This is a genomic window from Pseudodonghicola flavimaris (assembly GCF_030164425.1).
Lineage (GTDB): Bacteria > Pseudomonadota > Alphaproteobacteria > Rhodobacterales > Rhodobacteraceae > Pseudodonghicola > Pseudodonghicola flavimaris.
Genome location: NZ_JASNJD010000004.1, coordinates 97514 through 113437 on the forward strand (window position 1 = coordinate 97514; position 15924 = coordinate 113437).

The 15924-nt window shown below is 68.6% G+C and carries 14 protein-coding genes and 1 pseudogene; 7 read left to right on the forward strand and 8 right to left on the reverse strand.

Features of this window, described 5'->3' with window-relative positions; genetic code table 11:
• The first annotated feature begins 32 nt into the window (after positions 1 to 32).
• Positions 33 to 1016 carry a quinone oxidoreductase family protein gene (locus QO033_RS06765; protein ID WP_284480191.1) on the forward strand — a complete coding sequence of 328 codons (984 nt, stop codon included), beginning with the start codon at positions 33 to 35 and terminating at the stop codon, positions 1014 to 1016.
• A gap of 52 nt (positions 1017 to 1068) precedes the next feature.
• On the opposite strand, the gene QO033_RS06770 is transcribed toward QO033_RS06765, so the two are convergent.
• Positions 1069 to 1698 carry a ribonuclease T2 gene (locus tag QO033_RS06770; RefSeq protein WP_284480192.1) on the reverse strand — a complete coding sequence of 210 codons (630 nt, stop codon included), beginning with the start codon at positions 1696 to 1698 and terminating at the stop codon, positions 1069 to 1071.
• Positions 1699 to 1831: 133 nt separating this feature from the next.
• On the opposite strand from QO033_RS06770, the gene QO033_RS06775 reads away from it, so the two are divergent.
• On the forward strand, positions 1832 to 2611 hold the full coding sequence (locus tag QO033_RS06775; protein WP_284480193.1) for a DUF1013 domain-containing protein: 780 nt from the start codon (positions 1832 to 1834) through the stop codon (positions 2609 to 2611).
• A 200-nt stretch (positions 2612 to 2811) separates the two neighbouring features.
• A complete protein-coding gene (locus QO033_RS06780; RefSeq protein ID WP_284480194.1) occupies positions 2812 to 4020 on the forward strand; it encodes a benzoate/H(+) symporter BenE family transporter in 1209 nt (402 codons plus the stop codon).
• A 4-nt stretch (positions 4021 to 4024) separates the two neighbouring features.
• Here QO033_RS06780 and recR read toward each other — a convergent pair whose 3' ends face one another.
• The 4 genes and pseudogenes from recR to QO033_RS25250 form a co-directional block, all read right to left on the reverse strand.
• On the reverse strand, positions 4025 to 4618 hold the full coding sequence (gene recR / locus QO033_RS06785) for a recombination mediator RecR (RefSeq protein ID WP_284480195.1): 594 nt from the start codon (positions 4616 to 4618) through the stop codon (positions 4025 to 4027).
• Positions 4619 to 4745: 127 nt separating this feature from the next.
• Entirely contained in the window at positions 4746 to 5090 is a 345-nt protein-coding gene (locus tag QO033_RS06790; protein WP_284480196.1) for a YbaB/EbfC family nucleoid-associated protein, read from the reverse strand.
• Between the two features lie 100 nt (positions 5091 to 5190).
• Positions 5191 to 5682, reverse strand: coding sequence for a GlxA family transcriptional regulator (locus QO033_RS06795; RefSeq protein WP_284480197.1), 492 nt, complete (start codon positions 5680 to 5682; stop codon positions 5191 to 5193).
• A 42-nt stretch (positions 5683 to 5724) separates the two neighbouring features.
• Positions 5725 to 6000 (reverse strand): annotated as a pseudogene (locus tag QO033_RS25250) (DJ-1/PfpI family protein); the annotation flags it as partial.
• A 241-nt stretch (positions 6001 to 6241) separates the two neighbouring features.
• Between QO033_RS25250 and QO033_RS06805 the strand changes: the two are divergent.
• Positions 6242 to 6790, forward strand: a complete 549-nt coding sequence (locus QO033_RS06805) for a cysteine hydrolase family protein (RefSeq protein ID WP_284480198.1) — start codon at positions 6242 to 6244, stop codon at positions 6788 to 6790.
• A gap of 33 nt (positions 6791 to 6823) precedes the next feature.
• Here QO033_RS06805 and QO033_RS06810 read toward each other — a convergent pair whose 3' ends face one another.
• The 3 genes from QO033_RS06810 to QO033_RS06820 all read right to left on the reverse strand — a co-directional run bounded on the left by QO033_RS06810 (position 6824) and on the right by QO033_RS06820 (position 11096).
• A complete protein-coding gene (locus QO033_RS06810) occupies positions 6824 to 8614 on the reverse strand; it encodes a DNA polymerase III subunit gamma/tau (protein ID WP_284480199.1) in 1791 nt (596 codons plus the stop codon).
• A gap of 123 nt (positions 8615 to 8737) precedes the next feature.
• Positions 8738 to 9964, reverse strand: coding sequence for a YbfB/YjiJ family MFS transporter (locus tag QO033_RS06815; protein ID WP_284480200.1), 1227 nt, complete (start codon positions 9962 to 9964; stop codon positions 8738 to 8740).
• Positions 9951 to 11096, reverse strand: coding sequence for a serine hydrolase domain-containing protein (locus QO033_RS06820; protein ID WP_284480201.1), 1146 nt, complete (start codon positions 11094 to 11096; stop codon positions 9951 to 9953). Before QO033_RS06820 ends, QO033_RS06815 begins: the two co-directional genes overlap by 14 nt.
• Positions 11097 to 11253: 157 nt before the next feature.
• On the opposite strand from QO033_RS06820, the gene pheS reads away from it, so the two are divergent.
• From pheS to QO033_RS06835, 3 genes are all read left to right on the forward strand, one after another.
• Positions 11254 to 12327 carry a phenylalanine--tRNA ligase subunit alpha gene (gene pheS / locus QO033_RS06825; protein WP_284480202.1) on the forward strand — a complete coding sequence of 358 codons (1074 nt, stop codon included), beginning with the start codon at positions 11254 to 11256 and terminating at the stop codon, positions 12325 to 12327.
• Positions 12328 to 12472: 145 nt separating this feature from the next.
• On the forward strand, positions 12473 to 14257 hold the full coding sequence (gene ggt, locus QO033_RS06830) for a gamma-glutamyltransferase (protein WP_284480203.1): 1785 nt from the start codon (positions 12473 to 12475) through the stop codon (positions 14255 to 14257).
• 257 nt (positions 14258 to 14514) lie between these two features.
• A complete protein-coding gene (locus QO033_RS06835) occupies positions 14515 to 15912 on the forward strand; it encodes an FAD-binding oxidoreductase (protein WP_284480204.1) in 1398 nt (465 codons plus the stop codon).
• Positions 15913 to 15924 lie beyond the last annotated feature (12 nt).

The following is a 15924-nucleotide window of genomic DNA, read 5'->3' on the forward strand; positions in this document are numbered from 1 at the left end:
CGCAGAAGCGTGGTGGAAGGGGAGATCGCGTCATGAGCGAAACCGCACGTACCGTTGTTTTCGACACCCCCGGTGGGCCCGAGGTGATGCGGATCGAGGATCGCCCGCTGGGCGAGCCGGGTCCGGGTCAGCTGCGCATCCGTCATCGCGCCATCGGGCTGAACTTCATCGACACCTACCAACGCTCCGGGCTTTATCCCTTGGCGCTGCCGCATCCGCTGGGGATGGAGGCCGCCGGCGTGGTCGAGGCGGTAGGCGAGGGGGTCACCCATCTGAAGCCCGGCGACCGGGCCGCCTATGCCTGCCAGCCGCCCGGCGCCTATACCGAGGCGCGGGTGATGGATGCGGCCCAGGTCTGCCCGCTGCCGGGGCCGATCAGCTTCGAACAGGGCGCGGCGATGATGCTGAAGGGGATGACGGTGGAATACCTGTTCCATCGCACCACCCCCCTGAAACGCGGCGATACCGTGCTGTTTCATGCCGCCGCCGGCGGCGTCGGGCTGATCGCCTGCCAATGGGCACGGTCCGAGGGTATCACCCTGATCGGCACCGCCGGCACCGATGCCAAATGCCGGCTGGCGCTGGATCATGGCGCGAGCCATTGCATCAATTACCGCAGCGAGGATTTCGTCGAACGGGTGCGCGACCTGACCGGGGGCAGGGGCGTCGATGCGGTGATGGATTCGGTCGGCAAGGACACGTTCGACGGCTCGCTCGACTGTCTGAAGCCCCTGGGGATGATGATGTCCTTCGGCAGCGCCTCCGGCCCGGTGCCGCCGGTCGATATCGCGGTGCTGGGACAGAAGGGATCGCTGAAGCTGACCCGTCCGGTGCTGTTCACCCATCTGGCCGATCACGACACCTGTCAAGAGATGGCTCAGCATCTCTTCGCCAAGGTGCTCGCCGGCGATGTGACGATTCGCATCGATCAGCGGTTCCCGCTGGACCGGGTCGTCGACGCCCATCGCGCGCTGGAGGCGCGGGAGACCACCGGGAGCACGGTGCTGGAGCTCTGACAAGGTCCCTGTGCGCCCCGGATCATGGCCGGGGCGTATCGCAGGGGACGAGTCAGCGCACCGGTGCGAAGAGCGCGTCGGTCAGCTTGCAGTCGGTGATCACGTCGCGGCCGCAGGGAACCGGGGTCAGGTCACGCGACAGGCAGAGCCGCGCCTCCTGGATGTAGCCGTCCTTGCAGGTGATGGTCAGCATGTCGGCGGTCCAGCCCGGGTTGGCCTTCAGAAAGGCCTCCTCCACCAGGCTGGCGGGCAGCCTGACCTCCTGCTTCAGCCGGCGGAAGATCTCGGGCCGGTTCACCCGATCGTAGGCCTCGCGCGCCAGCGCGAAATAGGCCGGCGCCGACAGGCCGGAACATACGCCGTGTTTCTTCCACTGATACCAGGCCAGCCCGCCGCTGCCCATCACGTCGGCCATCGCCGCGGTCATCCGCCGGCTCGGCGGGGCCTCGGCGGTGTGGCAGTATTCCGGCCAGCCTCGGTGATACTGCGGCCAGAGCCCATGCAGCACCCAGCCGTAATCATGACGCGCCTCGCACTGCTCGGACTGCCGGGCATCGCCGTCGGTGGCGCACCAGTTGGGCGACCAGCTCAAGGACAGCACATAATAGTCAAAGGCCCCGGCCCGGTCGCCATCGGCGAGCGCGGGCAGCGCCATCATCAGCCAGAGGAGGATCCAGCGCATTCACTCTTTCCTTATGCGGTTTGGGCCACTATATAGGCCCGAAGTTCCCCCACAACGGAAACCCGTTCCGGAGATCGCTCCGGGACAGCCCCTGATCCGGGCGACGGGACAACTACGCGTAAGGAGACACGAGATGGCCAAACTGCTGCACCCGAAGGCAACCGCCGTCTGGCTGGTCGACAACACCACGATCAGCTTCAAGCAGATCGCAGATTTCGTGGGTATGCACGAGCTGGAAATCCAGGGCATCGCCGACGGCGATGTCGCGGCCGGCGTCAAGGGCTTTGACCCGATCGCCAACAACCAGCTGACCCAGGCCGAGATCGACAAGGCAGAGCAGAACCCGCTCTACAAGCTGCAGGCCAAGTTCAACCCCGCCGCTTCCGGCGAGGAAAAGCGCCGTGGCCCGCGCTATACCCCGCTGTCAAAGCGGCAGGACCGCCCGGCCTCGATCCTCTGGCTGGTGAAATTCCACCCGGAGCTGAGCGATGGCCAGATCTCGAAACTGGTGGGCACCACCAAGCCGACGATCCAGGCGATCCGCGAACGCACCCACTGGAACATCGCCAATATCCAGCCGATCGACCCGGTGGCGCTGGGGCTGTGCAAACAGTCCGAGCTTGACGCCGCGGTGCAGAAGGCCGCTGCCAAGCGCGCCGCCGAAGGCTCGGTCATGACCGATGACGAGCGCCGCCGGCTGGTCAGCACCGAACAGTCGCTGGGCATGGATACCGAGCCGAAGATCCCCACCGCGATCGAGGGGCTGGAAACCTTCACCCTTTCGGGGGCGAGCGATGAGGACGAGACCGACACGCCCGAGCGCGATGTCACCGACGCCGACAGCTTCTTCAACCTGCCGGCTGGCGGCGGTGATGACGACGAGGATGACGAGGACGATTTCCGCCGCGGCTGATCGCCGAGACGGAGCCCGCTTCTGAGCCCCCGCAAGCCACCGCTTGCGGGGGCTTTTTCGTGGCGCAGGGGACCGATCGACACCGGATCGTCACCGGGCCGGGCCTGCCGCAGAAGCGTTTTGACAGTCCTGCTGCGATGCGGCAGTTTGCCGGGGTTCTGGGGGCCGCATCCGCGCCGGCCGCCATCGAAAGGAAAACCATGGCACCGCTGTTTCGGGATTTCTCCTTCACCTCGCTCACCTCGGGGCTGCTTTCCGCCTTCGTCGGCTTCTCCAGCTCTTTTGCGGTGATCGTTCAGGGGTTGACCGCGGTGGGCGCCTCTCCGGCCGAGGCCGCCTCGGGGCTGATGATGGCGGCGGTGGCGATGGGGCTGGCGGGGATCATCCTCAGCCTGCGCTACCGGATGCCGCTGTCGGTGGCCTGGACCACGCCGGGGGCGGCCTTTCTGGCGACGCTGCACGCGCCGGAGGGCGGCTTCGCCGTCACGGTCGGCGCCTTCATGCTGGCGGCGGCGCTGACCATCCTGGCCGGGCTGTGGCGGCCGCTGGGCCGGCTGGCCGAGGCGATCCCGACACCGCTGGCCAATGCCATGCTGGCGGGGATTCTGGTGCCGCTCTGCCTGGCGCCGTTCCGCGCCATGGGGGTGATGCCGGAAATCGCGCTGCCGATCTTCCTGGCCTGGGCGGTGATGGCGCGGATCAGCCGGCTGCTGGCGATCCCGGCGGCGATCCTGGTGGCGACGGTGCTGGTGCTGCGCGGGCTGGAGCCGGGCGCCTTCGCGCTGGGGCAGTTCTGGTCGCCGCCGGTCTTCGTGATGCCGCAGCTGACGCTGGCGGCGGTGGCCGGCATCGCCTTGCCGCTCTTCGTGCTGACCATGGCATCGCAGAACGTTGCCGGCATCGCGGTGCTGAAATCCTTCGGCTATACGCCCAAGGCCGGGCCGCTGATCTCCTTCACCGGGCTGATGGCGCTGCTGTCGGCGCCCTTCGGCTCCCCCGGGGTGAACATGGCGGCGATCACCGCCGCGCTCTGTGCCGGGCCGGAGGCCAACCCCGATCCGGACCGGCGCTATTGGTCGGCGATCGTCGCCGGCATCGGCTATGCCATCATGGGGCTGGGTGCGGCCATCGCGGTGGCGGTGATGGCGGTGGCACCGCCGGAGGTGATCGCGGCGGTGGCGGGACTGGCGCTTCTGGGGGCGCTGGCGGGATCTCTCGCGGCCTCTGTCGCCGATCCCACCGCGCGGGAGGCCTCGGTGATCACCATCCTGATCACCGCCTCGGGGGTGTCCTTCTTCGGCATCGGCGGCGCCTTCTGGGGGCTTCTGGCGGGGGCGGCGCTCTATGCCTGGGACACCCGCAAGCTGCGCCGGGCGGCGGCTGAAGCAGAAGCCGAGGCGGCGGAATAGGCCGTCAGATCTCGCGCCGGGCGCGCAGTGCCGCACCGATGGTGCCGTCGTCGAGGTAATCGAGCTCTCCGCCGATCGGCACGCCCTGGGCCAGAGAGGTCAGCCTGACCTGGCCGTCCAGCTGATCGGCGATGTAATGGGCCGTGGTCTGTCCCTCGACAGTGGCATTCAGCGCCAGGATGACCTCGGTGATCTGCTCCGCCGCGATCCGGTCGATCAGCCGGGGAATGCGCAAATCCTCGGGCCCCACCGCATCCAGTGCCGACAGCGTGCCGCCCAGCACATGATATCGTCCCTTGAAGACGCCGGCGCGTTCCATCGCCCAGAGATCGGCGACGTCCTCGACCACGCAGAGCTCTCCGGTGGCGCGGCGGTCGTCCTGGCAGATGTCGCAGATGTCGGCGGTGGCGATATTGCCGCAGTTCAGGCATTCGCGCGCAGTGGCGGCGACCTCCTGCATCGCATCGGCGAGCGGGATAAGCAGCAGCGCCCGCTTGCGGATCAGATGCAGCACCGCCCGGCGGGCAGAGCGCGGCCCGAGGCCCGGCAGCTTGGCCATCAGCTCGATCAGGTTTTCGATCTCGCGGTTCGCGGACATGGGCGGGCCTGTATGGATGGGGCTGATCAGGACCGGATCAGAGGCCCGGATCAGTGGGCAGGGGCGAGCGGGCGGCGACCGCGCCGGCCGGGGCGCGGCGCGGTCGCCGATATCGGGAGTTGCCGGATCAGAACGGCAGCTTGATATCCTTGGGCAGGCCCATGCTTTCGGTCAGCGCGGCCATTTCTTCCTGCGCCTTCTCGGCCGCCTTGATCTGGGCGTCCTTGATCGCGGCGAGGATCAGATCCTCGACCACTTCCTTGTCTTCGCCGTTGAAGATCGAGGGGTCGATATCCAGCCCGGTCAGTTCGCCCTTGGCGGTGGCGGTGGCCTTGACCAGGCCGGCCCCGGATTCGCCGGTGACCGTCAGATTGGCCAGATCGTCCTGCATCTGGGCCATCTTGGTTTGCAGCTCCTGGGCCGATTTCATCATCTTGGCCATATCGCCGAGCTGGCCGAGTCCTTTGAACATGGGGCTCTCCTGAAAAGGTGTTCGTGCTTGGTTCACAGAAATACGCGGGCGCGGCTTTCGGCACAAGGCCACGTCGCCGATGCGGGGGCCCAAGGCGCCGTCACGGCCCGGGTGTCTGTCGTGCGGTGACCCGAAACCGGTCGCGATAGGCCCCAGGGCTGAGACCGGTCACCGACCGGAAGGCGCGGGCGAAGGCGGAGCTGTCGCGATAGCCCACCGCCCAGCCGATCTCGGCGGTGTTGTCGCTGCCGCGTTCCAGCGCGCCGCGCGCCTTTTCCACCCGCAGCCGCTGCAGATAGGCCGCCGGCGTCAGCCCGGTGGCGCGCTGGAACCGGCGCAGAAAACTGCGCTCGCTCAGCCCGGCGTGACTGGCCAGCGCGGTGACGGTGAGCGGATCGGCAAAGCCGGTGTCCATCCGGCGCTGCGCCCCGAGCACGGCGGCATCGCCATGGCCGCGCGGCGGCCGGAAGCCGGCGTAATGGCGCTGTTCGCGCCCGGCCGGATCGACCAGCAGGTGCCGGGCCAGCCGGGTCGCCAGATCGGGGCCGAACCACAGCCCGGTCAGATGCAATCCCAGGTCGAGCCAGGCCATCAGCCCCCCTGCGGTGACGATGTCGATATCGTCGATCAGGATATGGTCCGGTTGCAGCCGGACCTGCGGAAATCGCGCCCGGAAGGCCGGTTCCAGTGCCCAGTGGGTGGTGGCGGGGCGCTCGTCCAGCAGCCCGGCCTGTCCCAGCCAGAAGGCGCCGGCGCAGACCGAACAGGCCAGCGCGCCCTCGGCATGTCGGTCGCGGGCCCAGCGGATCAGCGGGTGATCGGGGCGGGCCTCTGTCGGCTGCAGCGACGGGGGAAAGACAAAGGCGTCGACCGGCGTTTCCGGCAGCGCGGCGGCGCTGACGACGCTCAGATCGGGGGGGCTGGGGCGGTGCGGCCGGAACCGCGGCGGTGGCCTCCGTCAGCCGTGGCAGCAGGGCGAACATATCGGCCATCCCGTCGAGCGCGGAGCGCTGCACTCCGGGATAGGCGACCAGCGCCAGGCGGATCGGGCGATTTGGCGGTTTCTGCATATCATTTGTCATAACCGCCAATTCCCGCCGCGGTCAATCCGCGGCAGTCTGTGCCACGCAACAGCAAGAAGGAGCTCGGAGATGACCGGACAGGCACTGATCCTGGTGGATATTCAGAACGACTATTTCGAAGCCGGCCTCTGGCCGGTGGCGAAGATGCAGGAGGTGGCGGAGAATGCCGCGCGGCTGCTGGGGCGGGCGCGGACGGCGGGGGATCTGGTGGTGCATATCCGCCACGAGATGGCCTCGGACCAGGCGCCGTTTTTCCGTCCGGGCAGCGCCGGCGCGGATATCCATCCCACCGTCGCCCCGGCAGAGGGCGAGGCGGTGATCACCAAGGCGCGGCCCAACAGCTTTCTCGGCACCGACCTGCTGGAACGGCTGCAGGCCGCCGGGATCGGGGCGGTGACGATCTGCGGCGCGATGAGCCAGATGTGCATCGATGCCACCGCCCGGGCGGCGGCGGACCACGGTTTCGCGGTGACGGTGGTCGAGGACGCCTGCGGCGCGAAGGAGGCGGCGTTCGGCGGTGTCGAGCTGAGCGCGGACCAGGTGCATGCCGCCTTCATGGCGCCGCTGGCGATGAGCTATGCCAAGGTGCTGCGCACCGGGGAACTGCTGGAGGGCTGAGCCCGGTCACTGGGGCGACTTACCGCCGCGGTCTCAGCTGTCGTCGAAGGGATCCCATTCGTCTTCGACCTCCGGCAGCGCCTCGGCCTCGATATCGGCGGCGATCTGGTCGCGGCTGCGAATGTCCGAGATCTCGGCCTTCGGAAACCGCGCCAGAACCGCCTGCACCAGCGGGTGTTCGCGGGCCTCCTCGCGCAGCGCCAGTTCGGCGGCATCGCGCAGCTCGGCGATGGTGGGGGCGGTGCTGCCACCGGCGATGATCACCGCCCAGCGGTTGCCGGTCCAGGCCTGCAGCCGCGATCCCAGCCGCTGCGCCAGATCGGCAGGGGCGGCATCGGTCGGGGTGAATTCGATGCGGCCGGGCTGATAGGCGACCAGACGCACACCGGTTTCCACTTCGACCAGCAGCTTGACGTCGCGGTGAGTGCGGATCAGCTCCACCACATGTTCGAAACTGGGATAGCGGGCCAGCGCAGCCTCGACATCGCGGGCCAGCATCGCGCTGGCACCGCCGCCGCCATGCATGCGCGGGGCGCCGGACGGTGGCGCGGCAGTGGCCATCGTCGTCGTCGGGGCGGACCAGCCCGCCGGCCCGCCGCCCGGGGCGCCGCCGCCGGTGCCTCCCGTGCCGCCACCCGTGGGCCCGCCGGACATCGGCGGCGGCGGTGTATCCTGCAGCCTGCGCAGCAGCTCCTCCGGGCTCGGCAGATCGGCGACATGGGTCAGCCGGATCACCGCCATTTCGGCGGCCATCATCGCGTTGGGGGCGGCGGCGACCTCTTCCAGCGCTTTCAGCAGCATCTGCCACATCCGGCTCAGCACCCGCATCGGCAGCGCCTCGGCCATCGCCTGGCCGCGCCCGCGCTCATCCGGACCGATGGTCGGATCCTCGGCCGCCTCCGGGGTGATTTTCACCACGCTGACCCAATGGGTGATCTCGGCCAGATCGCGCAGCACCGCCAGCGGGTCGGCGCCTTCGGCATATTGCGCCGACAGCTCGGTCAGCGCGCCGGCGGCATCGCCGCGCAGGATCATGTCCATCAGATCCAGCACCCGGCCCCGGTCGGCCAGCCCCAGCATGGCGCGGACCTGATCGGCGCTGGTCTCGCCGGCGCCATGGGAAATCGCCTGATCCAGCAACGAGGTCGCATCGCGGGCAGAGCCTTCGGCGGCGCGGGTGATCAGCGCCAGCGCATCCTCGGCGATCTGGGCGCCTTCCTTGTCGGCGATCTTGCGCAGCAGGCCGATCATGTCCTCCGGTTCGATCCGGCGCAGATCGAAGCGCTGGCAGCGTGACAGGACGGTCACCGGCACCTTGCGGATCTCGGTGGTGGCGAAGATGAATTTCACATGCGCTGGCGGTTCCTCCAGCGTCTTGAGCAGCGCGTTGAAGGCGCTGGTAGAGAGCATGTGAACTTCGTCGATGATGTAGATCTTATAGCGCGCCGAAGCCGCCCGGTAATGCACCGAATCGATGATCTCGCGGATGTCATTGACCCCGGTGCGCGAGGCCGCGTCCATCTCCATCACATCGACATGGCGGCCTTCCATGATCGCCCGGCAATGTTCGCAGATGCCGCAGGGCTCGGTTGTGGGGCCGCCGGTGCCGTCCGGCCCGATGCAGTTCATCCCCTTGGCTATGATCCGCGCGGTGGTGGTCTTCCCGGTGCCGCGGATGCCGGTCATGATGAAGGCCTGGGCGATGCGGTCGGCGGCGAAGGCGTTCTTCAGCGTCCGCACCATGGCCTCCTGGCCGACCAGATCGGCGAAGGTCTCGGGGCGGTATTTGCGGGCGAGAACCTGATAGGCGGGACTGTCGGACAAGGGGCTACCTGGGGTCGGGGAATCTGGGGCCCAACCTAGGCGCTGGGGGGGCGGAGGTCCAGTGGCGGCCGGCCGCCTTCCGCCCTCGATCCGATCCCGGGGCCGCCCGGCGGCGATCCCGGCTCAGTCTCCGCCGATCCGCCGCTGCAGCAGCGCCGCCAGCCCGCCGGTGGCGAGAATGCCGGCGGCGGAGAGCAGCCCGTTGCCGATATCGCCGGTCGCATCCCCCAGCCAGCCGGCGGCCACCGGCCCGACGGTCTGGGACACCGCGAAGACCACGGTGAACAGGCTGATCGACGGCCCCCAGGCCTCGGGCGGCAGGTTCTGGCGGGCGAAATTGGTCACTGCCCCCGGCGCCATGAAGACCGAGAGCCCGAAGATCGCCGCCGAGACCGCCAGCCCGGGCCCGGCCGGGAACAGCACCGCGAGGCCGGAGCCGAGAGCGATGCAGCCGAGGATCAGCGCCAGCGGCAACCCGGTGGCAGAGCGCGCGAAGACCGGCCGCCAGACGAAGGGCGACAGGCAGAGGCACAGACCCAGCAGCGCCCAGACCGCCGCGATCAGCCCGGCGCCGGCGCCCTGTTCGGTCATCCAGGCGCTGAGAAAGGTCATATAGACGATATAACCCATGCCGAAGGCGCCATAGCCCAGCAGCTCCGGCAGCATCCGCAGCAGCGGCAATCGTGTCGGGGGTGCCGCCGCTGCGGTCTTCGGCGGCCGCAGGCTCTCGCCCGACCAGAGCGCCAGTGGCGCGAAGACCACGCAGGCGATGCCGACCCAGATCCAGCCCATGGGCCAGCTCGACGGGCCGTAGTGCGCCAGCATTAGCGGCAGGGCGCTGCCGGCCAGCACGATGCCGAAGCCGCCGCCGAAACCGAAGAGGATGGCGATGGCCAGCGCGTTCTGCCGCGGATTGTCGGGGAACAGCCGCGCCGCCAGCGCGCCGCCGGTGGAAAAGGACAGCGCCCCGAACACCCCTGCCAGCACCCGCCACAGGGTCTGCCACCACAGCGCGGCATCGACCCCGGTCAGCAGCAGTGCGGCGGTGGTGGTCACCAGGCCGAAGCTGAACAGCCGCGAAGCGCTGATCCGGCCGATCAGGATCATCGTCAGCACCGCACCGACCAGATACCCCAGCGCATTGGCTGTGTTCAGCCAGCCGGCCTGGGCATAGCTCCAGCCCAGATCGGCACGCATCGCCGGCAGCAGCATGCTGTAGGCGAAGCGGGCGAAGCCGTTGGTGATGCAAAGTCCCAGCGCCAGCCCCAGCACCACCAGCCAGGGGTGGCGCTCGGCTGCGCCGCCGCGCCGGTGCGGGGCACCGGCGGCGGGCAGGTCAGAGCCCGGCATAGACCGCGCTTTCGAAGGCGGCGTAGGTCTCCGCCACGGGTGGGTCCAGGAACGGCAGCGACTGGGTCATCAGCACGGCGGCCAGATCGCGGGCCGGGTCGATCCAGTAATGGGTGTTGCAGATGCCGGCCCAGCCCAGCGACCCGGCGCTGCGCCGCCCCGGGATCGCGGTCTCGTTGCGCAGGAAGGCCATCGAATGGGTCACCGGCTGGCCCGGGAACAGATCGACGTCGGCGCTGGATTTCGGCGACACGCTGATCATCTTGCGAAACTGAAGCCCCTGCATCTGGTCCTCGGTCATCAGCCGCAGCGTCTCGGGCGACAGGATCCGCTGGCTGTCGAGCGTGCCGCCATTCAGCACCATGCGCAGAAACCGCATGTAATCGGGGGCGGTGGAATAGAGCGCATGACCCATGCCGTAGACCTCGGGCCGCCGCGGCGGCGTCAGCCGGCTGGGGCGAAAGCCGCCGTCGGCCGCCCGCATCCGCACCGCCGCCAGCCGGTCCTCCAGCCCGTCGGGCTCGAAACGGGTGTCGCGCATGCCGAGGGGGGCAAAGATCTCCTCGCGGCAGAACCGGTCGATCGGGCGGCCGTCTGCCGCCTCCACCATCCGGCCCAGCCAGTCGATTGACAGCCCATAGCCCCAGCGGGTTCCGGGATCGGAGGTCAGCGGATACATCAGCCCGGCCTTGCGCCCCGACAGTGCCGGCGGCACCCCCCGGGTTTCGAGGTATTTCGCGACATCGGCATTCCAGAACTCGTATTCGATGCCGCTGGTATGGGTCGCCAGATGGCGCAGGGTGGCGGTGCCGCGCTGCGGTCTCAGGATCGGGGTGTCGCCGTCCCAGCCCTCCAGCACCGGCAGATCGGCCCATTCCGGCAGCAGATCGGCCACCGGCGTCTCCGGGCTCAGCACACCACGGTCGATCAGGATCAGCGCCGCCAGCGCGCCGATCGCCTTGCTCATCGAGAAGATACGGAACACCGTGTCCTCGCCGGCCGGGCGGCCGCTGTCGGCATCGCCGATGCTGCTGCTGAAGCGGATGCCGCCGGATGTGCCGACCATGGCCACCGCAAAGGGCAGACGGCCATTCATCACCGCGTGCCGCAGCACGCGCTCTGCCTCCCACATGCGCTCCTCCTTCGCATTCGGACGGTCCCGGGGCGGTCTGCCGTCCCGCGGTCGAGCCTAGCGGCGGCGCCCGCGGGCTGTCCATTGCGCCGTTGCGTGACTTGCATTCGCGGGGCGGCGGGGCTAGCAGGACGTAAGCAAGCAGCAGAGGACCGTCATGGACGATCTTAAGGCAAAATATCTGGCGCAGATCGCAGAGGCGGCCGATGAATCCGCGCTGGAGGCCATCCGTGTCGCCGCCGTGGGCAAAAAGGGCGAAGTCAGCCTGAAAATGCGCGAGCTGGGCAAGATGACGCCGGAAGAGCGGCAGGTCGCCGGCCCGGCGCTGAACGCCCTGAAGGACGAGATCAACAGCGCGCTCGCCGCCAAGAAGGCCGCGCTGGCCGACAAGGCGCTGGACGAGCGGCTGCGCAGCGAATGGCTGGACGTCACCCTGCCGTCGCGGCCGCGCCGCATGGGCACGCTGCATCCGGTCAGCCAGGTCACCGAGGAGGTCACCGCGATCTTCGCCGAGATGGGCTTCGCCGTTGCCGAGGGCCCGCGGATCGAGACCGACTGGCACAATTTCGACGCGCTGAACATCCCGGGCCACCACCCCGCGCGGGCGGAGATGGACACCTTCTACATGCACCGGGCCGAGGGCGACGAGCGGCCGCCGCATGTGCTGCGCACCCATACCTCGCCGGTGCAGATCCGGTCGATGGAGGGGCAGGGCGCACCGCTGCGGGTGATCTGCCCGGGCGGCGTCTATCGCGCCGATTACGACCAGACCCACACGCCGATGTTCCATCAGGTCGAGGGGCTGGCGCTGGACACCGATATCTCCATGGCCAATCTGAAATGGGTGCTGGAGGAATTCGTGAAGGCCTTCTTCGAGGTCGACGATGTCGAGCTGCGCTTCCGCGCGTCGCATTTCCCCTTCACCGAACCCTCGGCCGAGGTCGACATCCGCTGTTCCTGGGAAGGCGGCACACTGAAGGTGGGCGAGGGGGACGACTGGCTGGAAATCCTCGGCTCCGGCATGGTGCATCCGAAGGTGCTGCAGGCCGGCGGTATCGATCCGGAGAAATACCAGGGTTTTGCCTTCGGCATGGGGATCGACCGGATTGCGATGCTGAAATACGGCATCCCCGATCTGCGCGCCTTCTTCGACAGCGATCTGCGCTGGCTGCGCCACTACGGGTTCAGCGCGCTGGATGTGCCGACGCTGCACGGCGGCCTGAGCCGCTGAGCCGCTGATCCCCCGGCAAGGGGGATCGCCCCGCCCGGGCGGGGCAGAGGCCGTGACGCGGGCGAATTGTCGACATCCAGACGATTGCCAGCCCGACCCGATCCGCTAGAGTGCCTTCCGAACGACATTTCGGAAGGGACACCCCATGCGCCGTTTCCTTATCGCCTGCCTGAGCGGGGCCCTGCTGGCCCAGCCGCTGGTTGCCCAGCAGACCGCCGATGCCGTGGCGCCCGAGGCCGCGACGGCGGCCGATCCCTTCGCTTCGCTGTCGCCCGAGGTCGCCGCGGCGCTGACCGCCAAGGCCGAGGGGCGCCCGGTGACGGGCACCGACTGGATGATTGCGGTTGCCAACCCACATGCGGCGGAGGCCGGCGCCGCAGTGCTGCGCGCCGGTGGCTCCGCCGCCGATGCGATGATCGCGGCGCAGAGTGTGCTGGGGCTGGTGGAGCCGCAGTCCTCCGGCCTGGGCGGCGGAGCTTTTCTGGTCTGGTACGATGCTGCCAGCGGTGAGCTGACCACGCTCGACGGTCGCGAAACCGCGCCGCTGGCGGCCCGGCCGCAGCTGTTTCAGGATGCCCAGGGCGAGCCGCTGAGCTTTTTCGACGCGGTGGTCGGTGGTCTTTCCGTTGGTACGCCGGGCACGCCGGCGCTGATGGCCGAGGCGCATCGCCGTTGGGGCCGCAGCCCCTGGCCCGGGCTGTTCGACCCGGCGATCCGGCTGGCGGAAGACGGGTTCGAGGTCTCCGCCCGGCTGGCCGCGCTGGTCGATGCCGATGCCGGCCGGCTGGCCCGGTTTCCCGAGACGGCGGCCTATTTCCTCCCCGGCGGCAGCCCTCTGTCCGAGGGCCAGCGGCTGACCAACACCGCCTATGCCGAGACGCTGAAGACCCTCGCCGCCGACGGGGCGGAAGGGTTTTACACCGGTCCAGTCGCCGCCGATATCGTCGCCCGGGTGCAGGGGGCAGAGGGCAATCCCGGGGTGCTGTCGCAGATCGATCTCGCGCTCTATCAGGTGCGGGAACGCGATCCGGTCTGTGTCGCCTATCGCGCCTATGAGGTCTGCGGCATGGGGCCGCCGTCCTCCGGCGCACTGACCGTGGGCCAGATCCTCGGGATGCTGAACACCGTCGAGCTGCCGGGCCCCGACCAGCCGCAGGCCTGGCGGCTGATCGGTGATGCCTCGCGGCTCGCCTTTGCCGACCGGGGCCGCTACATGGCGGATGCCGATTTCGTGCCGATGCCGACAAAGGGGCTGGTCGATCCGGCCTATCTGGCCGAGCGCGCCGGCCTGCTGGCGGCAGGCGATGCCCTGCCCGAGGTGGCGCCGGGCGCGCCGGAGTTCGATCACGCGCAGCTCTGGGCCGATGACGAGGCGATCGAATTCCCCTCGACCTCGCATATCTCTATCGTCGACCGTTATGGCAACGCGCTGTCGATGACCACCACCATTGAGAACGGCTTCGGCTCGCGACTGATGGTGCGCGGCTTCCTGTTGAACAACGAGCTGACCGATTTCTCCTTCCGCAGCCACCGGGACGGGATGCCGATCGCCAACCGGGTCGAACCGGGCAAGCGGCCGCGATCCTCGATGGCGCCGAGCATGGTGATGCGGGACGGCAAGCCGGTTCTGGTGGTGGGATCTCCCGGCGGCAGCCGCATCATCGGCTATGTCGCCAAGACCATCATCGCCTGGGCTGACTGGGGCATGGATGTGCAGCAGGCGGTGGCGCTGCCGCATGCGGTGAACCGTTTCGGCACCTTCGATCTGGAGGAGGGCACCGGCATCGAGTCGTTGGCGCCGGCGCTGGAAGAACTGGGCTATGAGGTGAAGCCGCGGCCACTGAACTCCGGCCTGCATGCGATCGAGATCGGCCCGGAGCTGAAGGGCGGCGCCGATCCCCGTCGCGAAGGTGTGGCGCTGGGGGGCTGAGGCGCGGTTCGCGGGAGGTCTGGCGGGGGGCGCGCCGGAGAAGGGCGGCGGCGGTGTCGGCGACAGGAGAGGGGGCCTTGCCCCCTCACCCCCAGGATATTTGGTCCCAGGTCGAAGGGGAGCGGTGGCGCCTTATGTCCGGGGATCGCGCGCTTCGGGAGCGGGCGTGTCCCGGGCGGCGCGGGGCAGGGCGCGGGCGCGCCGATTGACGGTTGGCCGAAACCGCGTATTGTCCGCCCGCAAATGGAGAGACTGATATGGTGCAAGCAACCGCGCTGCCGCGCAACGAAACCGGGATCGAAACCACCGTCGGCATTCTGAAGCAACGCTTCGGCGACCGCTGCCAGACCGGATTGTCCATTCGCGAGCAGCACGGTCACACCACGACCTATATCCAGAACCAGATCCCCGATGCGGTGGTCTTTCCGGAGAGCACCGAAGAGGTGTCCGAGATCGTCCGGACCTGCGCCGAACACAAGGTGCCGGTGATCCCCTTCGGCACCGGCACTTCGCTGGAAGGCCATGTGAACGCGCCGGCCGGTGGTATCTCGGTCGATTTCACCCGGATGGACCGGATTCTTGAGGTTCATGCCGGGGATCTCGATTGCGTGATCCAGCCCGGGGTGACACGGGAGCAGCTGAATACCTTCCTGCGCGATCAGGGCCTGTTCTTTCCGATCGATCCGGGCGCCAATGCCTCGCTGGGGGGGATGGTCTCGACCCGTGCCTCGGGCACCAATGCGGTGCGCTATGGCACCATGAAGGACAATGTGCTGGCGCTGCAGGTGGTGATGCCCGATGGCGAGGTGATCCGCACCGCCACCCGTGCCAAGAAAAGCTCGGCCGGTTACGACCTGACCCGGCTGATGGTGGGATCGGAGGGCACCCTGGGGCTGATCACCGAGATCACGCTCCGCCTGCAGGGCATTCCCGAGGCGATTTCCTCGGCGCGCTGTTCCTTTCCTTCCGTCGATGCCGCCTGTCAGGCGGTGATGATGACGATCCAATACGGTGTGCCGGTGGCGCGGATCGAGCTTCTGGACGCGCTGAGCGTCAAGGCCGCCAATGCCTATTCCAAGCTGGAGCTGCCGGAAACGCCGCTGCTGCTGCTGGAGTTTCACGGCTCCGACGCCGGGGTGGTGGAGCAGGCCGAGACCTTCGGGTCGATCGCCGAGGAATTCGGCGGCAATGGCTTTGCCGCCACCACCAGCACCGAGGAACGCAACAAGCTGTGGCAGGCGCGGCATGACATGTACTGGGCCTGCCACGGGCTGCGCCCGGGCGCCAAGGGGCTGTCGACCGATGTCTGCGTGCCGATCTCGCGGCTGGCCGAATGTGTTGCCGCGGCGGCGGCCAAGGCCGACGAGCTGGGGCTGATTTCGCCGATCGTCGGCCATGTGGGCGACGGCAATTTCCACTGTCTGCCGCTGATCGACGTCGACAACCCGGAGGAGATCGCCACGGCGGAGGAATTCGTCGGCTGGCTGAACGATCTGGCGATCTCGGTCGAGGGCACCTGCACCGGCGAGCATGGCATCGGCCAGGGCAAGAAACCCTATCTCTACAAGGAACTGGGGCCGGCGATGCGCTATATGGCGGCGATCAAGGCGGCGCTGGATCCGGACAATATTATGAACCCGGGCAAGATCGTCTGACGGCGATCCGAA